Annotated in this window: 11 protein-coding genes; 1 reads left to right on the forward strand and 10 read right to left on the reverse strand. The window is 33.2% G+C overall.

Annotation, left to right across the window (positions count from 1 at the left end; genetic code table 11):
- Nucleotides 1-184 precede the first annotated feature (184 nt).
- From WN975_RS15120 to WN975_RS15135, 4 genes are read right to left on the reverse strand one after another with little or no spacing between them, the layout of a single operon-like run.
- Nucleotides 185-2,347, reverse strand: a complete 2,163-nt coding sequence (locus WN975_RS15120) for a DPP IV N-terminal domain-containing protein (protein ID WP_337967261.1) — start codon at nucleotides 2,345-2,347, stop codon at nucleotides 185-187.
- Nucleotides 2,348-2,349: 2 nt separating this feature from the next.
- Nucleotides 2,350-3,645 carry an aminopeptidase P family protein gene (locus tag WN975_RS15125; protein WP_337967262.1) on the reverse strand — a complete coding sequence of 432 codons (1,296 nt, stop codon included), beginning with the start codon at nucleotides 3,643-3,645 and terminating at the stop codon, nucleotides 2,350-2,352.
- Between the two features lie 3 nt (nucleotides 3,646-3,648).
- A complete protein-coding gene (locus tag WN975_RS15130) occupies nucleotides 3,649-3,861 on the reverse strand; it encodes a hypothetical protein (protein WP_337967263.1) in 213 nt (70 codons plus the stop codon).
- Nucleotides 3,862-3,879: 18 nt separating this feature from the next.
- A complete protein-coding gene (locus WN975_RS15135; protein ID WP_337967264.1) occupies nucleotides 3,880-4,794 on the reverse strand; it encodes a dihydrodipicolinate synthase family protein in 915 nt (304 codons plus the stop codon).
- A gap of 180 nt (nucleotides 4,795-4,974) precedes the next feature.
- Here WN975_RS15135 and WN975_RS15140 point away from each other — a divergent pair, with 180 nt between their 5' ends.
- On the forward strand, nucleotides 4,975-5,820 hold the full coding sequence (locus tag WN975_RS15140) for an AraC family transcriptional regulator (RefSeq protein ID WP_337967265.1): 846 nt from the start codon (nucleotides 4,975-4,977) through the stop codon (nucleotides 5,818-5,820).
- Nucleotides 5,821-5,963: 143 nt separating this feature from the next.
- On the opposite strand, the gene WN975_RS15145 is transcribed toward WN975_RS15140, so the two are convergent.
- The 6 genes from WN975_RS15145 to WN975_RS15170 form a co-directional block, all read right to left on the reverse strand.
- Nucleotides 5,964-6,980: an endonuclease/exonuclease/phosphatase family protein gene (locus tag WN975_RS15145; RefSeq protein WP_337968998.1), complete on the reverse strand. Its 1,017-nt coding sequence runs from the start codon at nucleotides 6,978-6,980 to the stop codon at nucleotides 5,964-5,966.
- 48 nt (nucleotides 6,981-7,028) lie between these two features.
- Nucleotides 7,029-7,889, reverse strand: a complete 861-nt coding sequence (locus tag WN975_RS15150; RefSeq protein WP_337967266.1) for a rhomboid family intramembrane serine protease — start codon at nucleotides 7,887-7,889, stop codon at nucleotides 7,029-7,031.
- Nucleotides 7,890-7,933: 44 nt separating this feature from the next.
- Nucleotides 7,934-8,746: a rhomboid family intramembrane serine protease gene (locus WN975_RS15155; RefSeq protein ID WP_337967267.1), complete on the reverse strand. Its 813-nt coding sequence runs from the start codon at nucleotides 8,744-8,746 to the stop codon at nucleotides 7,934-7,936.
- Entirely contained in the window at nucleotides 8,743-10,674 is a 1,932-nt protein-coding gene (gene mutL, locus WN975_RS15160; protein WP_337967268.1) for a DNA mismatch repair endonuclease MutL, read from the reverse strand. Before mutL ends, WN975_RS15155 begins: the two co-directional genes overlap by 4 nt.
- Before the next feature lie 222 nt (nucleotides 10,675-10,896).
- A complete protein-coding gene (gene ribH, locus WN975_RS15165; RefSeq protein WP_337967269.1) occupies nucleotides 10,897-11,469 on the reverse strand; it encodes a 6,7-dimethyl-8-ribityllumazine synthase in 573 nt (190 codons plus the stop codon).
- A gap of 81 nt (nucleotides 11,470-11,550) precedes the next feature.
- Nucleotides 11,551-12,333: a tetratricopeptide repeat protein gene (locus tag WN975_RS15170; RefSeq protein WP_099709406.1), complete on the reverse strand. Its 783-nt coding sequence runs from the start codon at nucleotides 12,331-12,333 to the stop codon at nucleotides 11,551-11,553.
- Nucleotides 12,334-12,595 lie beyond the last annotated feature (262 nt).

Here is a 12,595-nt window from a genome sequence, read left to right on the forward strand (position 1 = left end):
AATGAAGCTAAACGCAAAGTTGGCAAAGCTTTGTATTGAAAAAGCTTTACCAACTTTGTGTTTTCTATGCATAAAGTAAAATTAAATCTTAGTGCACTTTGCGGTTAAATTCATCTCAAAACAAAAAAAGGGAAAACTTCTTTTTACAGAAACTCTCCCTTTTTATTAATCTAATTTGTGAATTTTATTTTGCTCCCGGAGGAGATTTCTCATATATAAATTTTATAAAAGTATCTACTAAATGTTGTGTAGTTCCTTCGCCTTCATAGATAGAATGTGAACGATTTGGATAAATCATTAAATTAAACATTCTATCGTACTTTATGAATTCATTAATCAAAACCTCTGCATTTTTGTAATGTACATTATCATCTCCAGTTCCGTGAATGTAAAGTAAATTTCCTTTTAGATTCTTCGCATATGTTACCGGTGAAGCTTTAATATAAGTCGCTTCATTTTCGCTTGGCAATCCCATATAACGTTCTGTATAGATATTATCATAAAAATGCTGATCTGTAACTGCCGAAATAGCTACACCTGTTTTGTAAATATCAGGATATTGAAACATTAAATTCAATGTCACAGCTCCACCGCCACTCCAACCGTGAACTGCAACTCTGTCTTTATCAATAAAATTCCATTTTAGAACTTCTTTTGCAGCCATCGCCTGATCACGAGTATTTATAATTCCGATGTTTTTATAAATAGACTTTCTCCATTTTGTTCCTTTCAAAGATGGAGTTCCTCTATTATCCATTGCAATTCCTATGTATCCTTCCGGAATCAATAAATCTATAAATTCATTAAGATAAGGCGTATCATTTGCAACGCAAGCCATTGGTTCACCATAAACATAAAAGAATAATGGGTATTTTTTTGCCGGATCAAAATTTAAAGGTTTTGCCATAATTCCGTCCATTTCGACACCATCAACCGTTGTTACTTTAAACTTTTCCAAAGAAAAATTACGTTGCGGTTTTGCAAAAACATCAGCCTCTTTTGGCAATATTTTTTTATGATCAGATAACGAAACTAAGCGAATATTTATAGATCGATTGATGTTCATATTGGTGTGTTTTGCATACGATCCATCAGTCGAAAATTGATATTCATTAGTTCCTTCAAATATTTCGGGAGTAATTCTTTGGGTTTTTCCCGACTTTAAATTCGTTTCGTACAAATATCTTTGCGTTGCATCTTTAGGACTTGAGATATAATAAATAGATTTTGTCTTATCATTATAAGCTTTATAATACGCATCGTAATTTCCTTTTGTAACCAATTCTTTCTTCTTTCCGTCGCTGCTTATTTTATAAACATGCATCCATCCATCAGCATCAGAACTCCATAGAAAAGCTTTTCCGTTGTCTACAAACTGACATGGAAAACCATCGTAAACTCCCGAAGAAATATCAAAAACATCAATCCATTCCGGTGACTTTTCCTGATAGATTAAATTTGCTTTTCCAGATTGCGTATTGCAATTATAGATCGAAGCCTGATTTTGATATCTATTTAACTGAATCACCATTACAGCATCTTTGGCAACCCATTCCATACGAACCAAATAATTATTATCAGGTTCACCAGGAATATCCAGCCAATTTGTTTTTAAAGAAGTAATATCGATAACACCAATTTTTACAGAAGAAGGTTTTTCTCCCGCTTTAGGATATTCTACAGGAACTACAAATGGATATAAAGCATCTGTATTATTAATCATTAAATGGAATTTTGTCTCAGAAGCATCAACACGCCAGAAAGCAATACTTTTTCCGTCAGGACTCCAACGAAATCCATCGCGCGCCGCAAGTTCTTCTTCATAAACCCAGTCAAAAGTTCCGTTGATTACCTTGTCAGTTCCATCCGTTGTTAAAGGAGTAATTTTGCCCGAAGCCAGATTCTCCAGATAAATATTGTGCTTAGAAACATAAGCAACATTTTCGTTATCATTTGAGAATTTAGCAAACATCAAAGAGGATTCTTCTAAATTACCTCCCAGTTTTCTTCCTTTTCCGGTTGCTAAATCAAAAAACCAATAATCACCTTTGGTTTTTGCTCTCCAAACCGTCTTTGAATTGGTGTACACCAGAACTTTTGTCTTATTCTGATTCCAAACCAAATCCTCCACTTCTCCGTTGAAACCTGCACTTTTTAATTGCTGATCTGTCAAAACGGTAGTACTTTGATTTAATTTATCAACATCATAAACTAAAACATTACGGTCAGAGTTCACCCAAAAAGAATGTGAATTGGGCAACCATTTTAAGTCATTAATATCAATGCCGGTTTGAGCAAAGATTCCTGAGCAAATAAAAAGTAGTAATAAAAATTGTTTTTTAATCATGTTTATTTGGTGTTAATTAGCTGTTCTATTTCTGTAATTTCGATTGGTATTTCTTCAGATAAATTGATATTTCCATTTTCGGTCAGTAAGTAATCATTTTCTAATCGGCAACCAATTCCTTCTTCTCGAATATAAATTCCGGGTTCGCAAGTCAAAACCATTCCCTTTTCGAAAGGCTTTAAATACAAACCAACATCATGAACATCAAGCCCTAAAAAATGTGCTGTTCCGTGCATGAAATATTTTTTGTAAGCCGGATTTTGAGGATCTTGAGAAGCGATATCTTCCAATGTAATCAATTTTAGTTTAACCAATTCTGCTTCGATCAGACTTGCCATTTGCAATTCGTAATCTTTCGACAAAACTCCTGTTTTCAAAAATTTCGATCCTTCTTTTAAACAATACAAAACCGATTCATAAATTTCTTTCTGACGTGGTGAAAATTTTCCGTTTACCGGAACACAACGTGTAATATCTGAATTATAATTAGCATAACAAACACCAAAATCCACCAAAACCATTTCGCCATCCTGACAAACCGAATCATTTGTATTATAATGAAGCGCACAGGCATTTTTTCCAGAAGCTACAATAGGTTTGAATGCATGGCGATTTCCTCCATTTTTAATATACTGATACGCCAGTTCAGCTTCTAATTCGTATTCTTTTATCCCAGGTTTTACAGCTTTCAAAAGTCCTTTGAAGCCTTTTACACTTATAGAAACTGCTTTTTTTATCAAGTCAATTTCTATATCTGATTTTATTGGTCGTAATTCTCGTGTAATTTTGGCAACACGCTCGTATTGATGCAATGGATATTTTTGTTTGCACCATTGAATCATTCGATCCTGACGCGTATTCATTTCCGAAGTTATTCTTTTAATGTGCTCATTATGTCCCAAATAGATTGTATCTGCTTCAAATGCAAAAAGCTGAATTGTCTTTTCGAATTCATGAATCCACTTTACATTTTTAATTCCAGAAATTGCCGAAACTTTTTCTTTGGTCAAAAAATCTCCATCCCAAATCAAAGTCATTTCGGTAACTTCTTTTACAAATAAAATGGCGCGGTTTTCTTCTTTAAAAGCATCAGGATAAAGTACTAAAATAGTTTCATCCTGTTCAATTCCTGACAAATAAAACAAATCATTATTTTGTGCAAAACCCATTACATCATCTGCATTATTAGGCATTACATCATTTGATGTTAGAATTGCCAAACTATTGTTTTGCATCTTTTCGATAAACCTTTTTCGGTTATTCTCAAACAAAGAAACTGGAATTGAATCGTATCTCATCTTTTATAATTGAAACATTTTAGTAGCAACAGAAGTAGTTTTACCCGAAATAATCTCGGTAATTACTTTTCCTGTCGCCGGCGCAAAACTTAAAACCTTCTTGGTATATCCGGTTGCGAAAGTCAAATTTACAACTTTTTCCGTTCGCGAAATAATCGGCATAACAGAAGATTTAAAAGGCCACAATCCAAACCAGATTTCTAGTTCTTCGGGCAATTAATATACTATTCTTGCTTATAAATTTTTATAATCCGGTAATTCTGGTCTTGTTTCTAATGATCTGGCAATAATTCCTAAAACGTGTTCTCTCTCAGCTCCACGAAGCGGCAATCTTGGTGCACGAACATTTTCTGTTCCAATTCCTGTTGCAACTTCAGCAAGCTTGATATTCTGAACTAAAAAAGCATTGATATCTAGTTCTAATAAAGGCAAAAACCATCTGTATATTTTTAGCGCTTCGTCAATTCGGCCCGCTTTTGCCAACTTGTAAATCGCAACAGTTTCTCTCGGGAAAGCATCTACTAAACCAGAAACCCATCCGTGAGATCCCATCAATAAACTTTCTAAAGCCAATGTATCAACTCCTGATAATATTTTCAATCTATCTCCAAAACGGTTGATCATTCTTGTTACATTCGAGATATCTCTTGTCGATTCTTTTACAGCCTGAATGTTATCGAATTTCAGGATTTCTTCGAACATATCAAGTGTCACTTCAATTTTATAATCAATTGGATTATTGTAAACCATTATTGGAAGTGAAGTGTTTTTGGCGACTTCAGAGAAAAACGTTACAGTTTCAAAATCAGAAGCTTTGTAACGCATTGGAGGCAACATCATCAACCCTTTTGCTCCGTCTTGTTCTGCAATATTAGCGGCCAAAATTGCTCCTCGAGTAGTTTGTTCAGCAATATTCATGATCACAGGAACCTGATTGTTAACCATGCTCACAGTACCTTTTACCAACTCTCTTTTTTCCTCTTCTAAAAGCGTACTTGCTTCTCCTAAAGTTCCTCCAAGTATGATTCCTTCAACACCTGCGTCTAGTTGTGCTTTTAAGTTTACTTCAAACATTCTGAAGTCTAATTTATCATCTGCAGTAAATTTTGTAGTTACCGCCGGCATAACGCCTTTCCATTGAATACTCATAATATCGATTTTAATTAGGGGCAAAATTATTTATATTGAATAAAGCAATAGCGTTAAAAATTATCACAAAATAATACTATATTACCCTATATAAGGTAGTTACGCAAAAAACTAACTAATATATTGCTATTTTTTTATCGAAATAAAATATATTTGATATAACTATCTAACCAACCAACCATGAAAGTTTTTCCATTTAAAATCCCTAAATCGGGAGAAGATCCGCTTATATATCAAGAAGATAGAGAAATTGTTTTCTATGACAAACTTCATCAACATGAAGAAATTCAAATTAGTTTTATCGAGAAAGGCGAAGGCGCCTTTTTTGCTGGAGATACTATTTCGCACTACAACCAAGGCGACATATTAGTAATTGGCAGCAACTTGCCTCATGTTTTTAGAAGTGAAGTGCACGAAAATGAAGCTTCAATAATGCTCACCTTATTTTTTACAACAAACTCATTTGGAAAGGATTTTTTCAATCTGAATACCTTCAAAAATATTCATCCTTTTCTCGAAAGCAGCAGAAACGGCTTCATCGTTCACAATGCTCCGAAGAAAATTACCAAGTCTTTTAAAAAGCTAAATAAAGCCGACAATTATCAACGTTTTATTCTGTTTTTGGAAATCCTAAAATGGCTTTCAAACAACGATAAAGAACAATTATCGAATCATTTATATGATAAAAAAATCACCGATAATGAAGGTAAAAGAATGCAAACCGTTTTTGAACATGTAATGACTAACTTTAGCAAAAACATAAATTTAGACGAAATTGCCTCGATTGCAAATATGACCAAAAATGCGTTTTGCCGGTATTTTAAAGTCCGGACGAACAAGTCTTTTTTCCAGTTTTTAATAGAAGTGAGAATTGAGCATGCTTCAAAGCTATTGGCAAATAACAGCGAACTTTCTGTTTTAGAAATTGCCGAATTATGTGGCTTTAATAACATCTCAAATTTCAACAGAAAATTTAAGGAGTTAAAACAAACCTCTCCTTTACAATATCGAAAATTAAACTTGTAATTGAGTTTTAACCGCAAAGTTTTTTTAAACCGCAAATTCGCAATGAAAGAAAAACGCAAAGTTCGCAAAGCTATATTTATAAACTTTGCGAACTTTGCGTAAACCTTTACACCTTTGCGGTAAAAAAACTTTTCGCTTAAAATTTATTCAATAGAAAGTCTCGTCATAATTGGGTAATGATCCGAGTTTTCGAAATCAGAAAAACTCTCGAATTGTTTAACTTTCATTTTACTATCTGTAAAAATGTAATCAATTCGGGCAGGATAATAACGGAATTTATAAGTCGCTCCAAAACCTTCTCCGGCTTCTTCAAAAGCATCTTTTAATTTTCCTTTTATACTTCGATATACATATGAAAACGGACTATTATTCATGTCTCCACAAATAATAATCGGGGTTTTACATTGTTTGATATTCTCCTTAAAGATTTGGGCTTGTTCTTGCTGTTGTCTAAATCCTTTACTGATTCTGGTATAAATCAATTGCGATTTTTCCTGATTTACATTGTCTATATTATTTGAAATATCACTAACATCTGGCGAAATCTTGATCGACTGCAAGTGCATATTATAAACTCTGATAATATCTTTTCCGCGTTTTATATCAGCATAAATTACGTTGTTATCTGAATTTGGAAAAATGATATTTCCTTCATATAAAATTGGAAACTTGGAGAAAATTGCCTGACCAGTTTTGATTTTATTTCCTTCGATAAAAATATAACGATGCGGATATACTTTTAAATCAATATGAGCCGAGTTCGAATATTCCTGAATACAAAGAATATCCGGGTCTTTTTCGTCAATAAAAGCTTTAATGTTTGATGGAATATCATCACGATCCAACCATTTAAAAACATTAAAAAGTCGAACATTATAACTCATTACAGAAAAATCTCTTTCATCTGCTACATATTCTTTGGTTGAGAATTTATAGAACTTACTGATAAAGGTGATTCCGGTTAACAAAACTAAACCAGACAAAATAAGTCGCTTTTTAAACTGAATTGCCCAGTAAACAAAGAACAATCCGTTTAGGACAAAAAAAGCTGGCATAAACAAGGTAAGCACCGATAAAAGCGGAAAACTTTTAGGTGCTAAAAATGGTAAAATATAGATGCTAAATGTCAGTACAGTCAGAACTATATTCAAAAAGAACATTATTTTATTAAACCACGAAAGGTTTTTCATATTTGTTTGCTAAAAGGATTATTTTCCAGCTTTAAATAAAAACTCTTTTTCTTCTTTTGTCAGACAATCATAACCGGACTGGCTAATCTTATCTAAAATTTCGTCGATTTGTTGCTGCGTTTTGTCTTTCGTAACAATTCGGGACGTCACTTTTTCTGTAGGTTTTTTGTAATTTTTATGAACTTTTGTGAATGGGGTCGATGGGGATTTTCTAAATAGATTCGCGAAGAAATCAAGCGTTTTGGAAATAATAATGCTCAAATCTGTTCCGTTTTGAAGCAACTTTATATAAATAAATCCAAAAATTGCGCCGGCCAAATGCGAAATATGTCCGCCGGTATTATCCAAACGAAACTGCATTAGATCTAAAATCAAAATTACAGCCGTAATATGCCAAAGCTTAACATTTCCAAAAAACATTAAACGTACATTCATCAAAGGCTGATAAGTTGTTGTTGCAACCAAAATTGCCATAATAGCAGCAGAAGCACCAACGATAGAACCAGCAAAATTCAGAAAGTAAAAACTTAAAGCAAAAGCAACTCCGGAGAAAATAGCACCTAAAATGTACAATCCTAAATATTGCTTTTGAGTAAAGAATGTCAAAAATAAATTACTGGCAAAATTTAAAACCAACATATTAAATAACAAATGGAAAAATCCATCATGAAAGAATGCATACGTTAAAAATGTCCAGGGTCTAAATAAGAAAACTTGAGGATCTGACGATAATGCCAACCAGTTTGGAAAAGCAAATATACCGATAGAAAATTGGTAAAACACTAACGAAATCAAGAAACAAGCAATGTTCCAGTAAATAAGACGCATTGCGATTCCTCCTAATTTATATTGTAGTTTTAAATCGTCAAGAATATTCATAAAAGCTTTTCTTTAGTTTCTATTTTTTATATTAAAGTTAAAAATTAATTCCAACGATTTTGATTAAACTGATTTTTTTTCCAGTACCACATCATGAAATACCCAACTACTGCACCTCCAATATGTGCGAAATGAGCAATCCCAGTACCTCCTCCTCCAAATATGGAATCTCCTTTTAAACCTAAAAATAAATCTACTGCGATAATACCCGGAACAAAATATTTAGCTTTGATAGGAACTGGTATAAACATTAAAGCTAATTCCGCATTTGGAAACATAAAAGCAAAAGCTACCAAAAGTCCATAAATAGCACCTGATGCTCCTACCATTGGAACCTGAGTAATTACAGAAGCATCAAACAATCCTTTAAATCCAGCCTCATCAAGATTTGTCTTTCCAGCCTTCTCTAATATTGGTTTGATTTGTTCAAAAAATAAATCAGATCTAAAACCTACGCCATCACTAAAATTCACATTTAATATTTGATGTAAAGTTGCATCCGATAAACCTAAACTTTTTACTGGTTCCAACGCTGACTGAAACTGTAAATAATTCACACCTATTTGCAATAAAGCAGCACCTAAACCACAAGAAATATAAAAGAAAATAAATTTTTTACCGCCCCAAAAATGCTCTAAAGCAGATCCAAACGAAACCATAGCTATCATATTGAAAGCAATATGCAAAATACCTCCATGCATAAACATATGCGTTAAAGGCTGCCATAATCTAAAAAAGTCGCTTTCAGGAAAAAAAAGTGCAAAAAATTGCTCTGAAACTGGTACCAATTGAGAACCAATAAAAAATATAATATTAATTATCAATAATTGTTTTACTACGGGAGTTATGTTCATCATAAGGCAAACTTTTTATCTATATCTTCAACACGCATGGTGATGAATGTAGGTTTTTGAAAAGGTGAAATATTTGGATCTTTACAGGCAAACAATCCGTTTACCAAATTATCTTGCTCTTTTTCGGTTAAATAAGATCCGGTTTTAACCGCTAAACTCTTCGCCATAGATTTTGCAATCGTATCATTCTGACTGTAACTATTAGCCGGAATTCCGTCTTGCAAATCACTTAATAATTGTTCTATTACCAATGAAACTTCGCTTTCTGTAATATTTACAGGAATTCCCGAAATCACAATATGATCTGTTTGAGCTTCATCAAAAACAAAACCTGTTGTTTCAAGCGAAGGTTTCAACTCTTCGATTAATTCCATTTCGCCTGACGAATAAAACAAATTTAGCGGAAACAATAATTGCTGACTTGATGCTTGATTAACGGTCATATTCAACAAAAATTGCTCGTATAAAATACGTTGATGCGCACGTTGCTGATCAACAATAACCATTCCTGATTTTATCGGCGAAACTATATATTTTTTATGAATTTGATACGTTCCCTGAGTTGCTTGTTCTATCTCATCATCATTAAAAAGTGACGAAGTAACTTCTTCATTTTCGAATGTAAAAGGCGAACTTTCGATACTTTCTGTTTCTAATCCTACATACAAACTTTCCCAGCTTGCCGTTGGTTCTACTCGTTTAGAATATCCTCCTGAATAGGAATTAGAATTTGATCCGGAACTATAGCTCGAACCGGAACTTGATCCAGATCCTGAACCGGAACCTGAACTTGATTTAGAATAATGCTGATTTGTTTTATCATCCGTAAACGGGTTAAAAGTGCCATCAACCTGAATTGTTGGTGTTTCGGCTTCTAAATCTTTATAATGATACGGTGTATCTAAATTTGCATCGCGATCAAAATCTAAAACCGGCGCAACATTAAACTGTCCTAAACTATGTTTTATCGAAGCTCTTAAAATAGCGTATAATGCCTGTTCATCATCAAACTTAATTTCTGTTTTAGTTGGATGAATATTGATATCAATTGTGTTTGGCGGAACTTGCAAATACAAGAAATAACTTGGCTGAGAACCGTCTTTCAAAAGTCCATCATAAGCTGCCATTACTGCGTGATGCAAATAACCGCTTTTAATAAAACGATCGTTTACAAAAAAGAATTGTTCGCCTCGGCTTTTCTTAGCAAATTCAGGTTTGCAAACAAATCCCTGAACGTTTATAATTTCTGTATCTTCATTAACTGGAACTAGTTTCTCATTGGTTTTACCCGACATTATCCCAACAATTCGTTGACGATAACCTGCTGCCGGCAAATTATACATTTCGCTTCCGTTATGATAAAATGTAAAATGAATATTTGGATGCGCCAAAGCTACTCGCTGAAATTCATCCATAACATGACGAAATTCAACTGTATCTGATTTTAAGAAGTTACGACGTGCCGGAATATTAAAAAATAAATTTTTAACCGCAAATGAGGTTCCTTTAGGTAAAACAGCAACTTCCTGCGAAACAAATTTACTTCCTTCGATTATAATATGAGTCCCAAGTTCGTCCTGATCTTGTTTGGTTTTCATTTCCATGTGCGCAATTGCGGCAATAGAAGCCAATGCTTCTCCACGAAAACCTTTGGTAGCAAGTGAAAATAAATCTTCGGCCTGACGTATTTTTGAAGTTGCGTGGCGCTCAAAACACAAACGAGCGTCGGTAACATTCATTCCCATACCATTATCGATCACCTGAACCAATGATTTTCCAGCGTCTTTAATGATCAATTTAATATCAGTTGCTTTTGCATCAACAGCATTTTCTAATAGCTCTTTTACAACTGAAGCTGGTCTTTGAACCACTTCTCCAGCAGCAATTTGATTAGCAACGTGATCAGGAAGTAATTGAATTATACTCGACATTAAAAAATTTGGGTTAAAGGTTGTTCCTGAATTTTAACAAGATTTTATCTGTAAAAATCTCAGGATAATATTATTAATTTATTCATGATTTTTAAAAACCATGGTGTACAAATTTAATGAATTTCTGTTGGGTTTTAGAATAACAGCTATCATAAAAAAAACAAAAAAACCTATACTATTTTTACACAGTATAGGTTTTAGTATTTTTAAAACATTTGTGTTTTATTCGTTCTCGATTTTTCTTGGTTTATCTTCGATTTGAAGCGCACCTGTAGACAATAATGGTTGGTGAAACGGATGTGACATTGAAGCTTGTTGACGAATATATGCCATTTTTATAGCTGCAATTGCCGCCTCGGTTCCTTTGTTTCCGTGAATTCCTCCACTTCTGTCAATAGATTGTTGCATGTTATTATCTGTTAAAACACAAAAAATAACCGGAATATCAGTTTGAACATTCAAATCTTTAATTCCTTGCGTTACACCTTCGCACACAAAATCAAAATGTTTAGTTTCTCCTTGAATTACACATCCAATTACAATAACTGCATCTACATTTTGCGTTTGCAACATTTTCTTTGCTCCGTAAATCAGCTCAAAACTTCCCGGAACATTCCAACGAATAATTTGTTGCTGTGGTACATCGCAATCAACTAAGGCATCAAAAGCGCCATTATAAAGTCCTTCTGTTATGGTTTCGTTCCACTCAGAAACAACAATCCCAAATCGAAAGTCTTTCGCATTTGGGATCGTGTTTTTATCGTATTCTGATAAGTTTTTATTTTCAGTAGCCATCAGTGATATTTTAAATTTTTGATTTTAGAATTTAGATTCTTAAATACAAATCTACAATCTTAAATCTAAAGTCTAAAATTTTTATTGTGCTAATCCAATCAATACATCAACAGAAGCTGCTTCTGGAGTTGCATCGTAGTTTTCTTTAATATCTGTTAAGTACTTGATAGCATCTTCTTTTTGACCTAAAGCCAAAGCTGTCTTACCTGCTTTTAATAAGAAACGAGGCGTTGTGAAATCATTTTTATTAGATTCAGCAGCTTTTACATAATAGTCTAAAGCTTCTTTTTGTTGGTTCTTTTGAGAATAAGCATCTCCAATTGCACCAATTGCCAAAGCTCCAACGATAGCTTCTTTTGATTTAAATTCTCCTAAGTATTTAATAGCGTCATCATATTTACCAATGTTCAAAGAAGCAATACCAGCATAGTAGTTTGCTAAATTTCCTGCATCAGTTCCAGAATATTCATCAGCAATTTTAACGAATCCGAATTTACCTTCAGAACCATTCAAAGCCAATTTGTATAATGAATCACTTGCTACACCATTTGTCGCTTTTTCAAAATTTTGTTGCGCAACAAACATTTCGCTTGCAGCTTCATTTTGTTTTGGAGCTTCAATAAATTTTTGGTAAGCCAAATATCCAATAGTTGCAACTGCAATACCAGCAACTAAACCAATAATGATTTTTTGATTTTTAGCAACCCAATCCTCAGTTTTTGAAGCGGTTTCATCTAATTTTGAGAACACACCAGCCGTTGTACTATCCTTCTCGTCAATGATTACTTGTTGTTCTTCTGTAACAACATCTTTAACTTCCTTTTCTTTTGGTGTTTTATATCCTCTTTTATTATAAGTTGCCATTTCAATTTAATTTAGTGAACGGCAAAAATAAAATTTTTATTGAAACTAAAGCAAAAAAAAGCAAATTTATATCCATTTTAAAAAAATAATTCACTAAACAGTAACTTATTTAGTATTTCAGAGGAAATAATTCATCTCGAAATGCCCGAAAAGTCTATTGTTTCGATAATTTTTATCCTAATTATTTTCAGACCAACTCAAACTCTCAAATGCTGAAAAAGTAATTTTTAAAAACAGATTTTGCAGAATCTCGCAGATTAAG

Source organism: uncultured Flavobacterium sp. (assembly GCF_951805225.1).
GTDB lineage: Bacteria > Bacteroidota > Bacteroidia > Flavobacteriales > Flavobacteriaceae > Flavobacterium.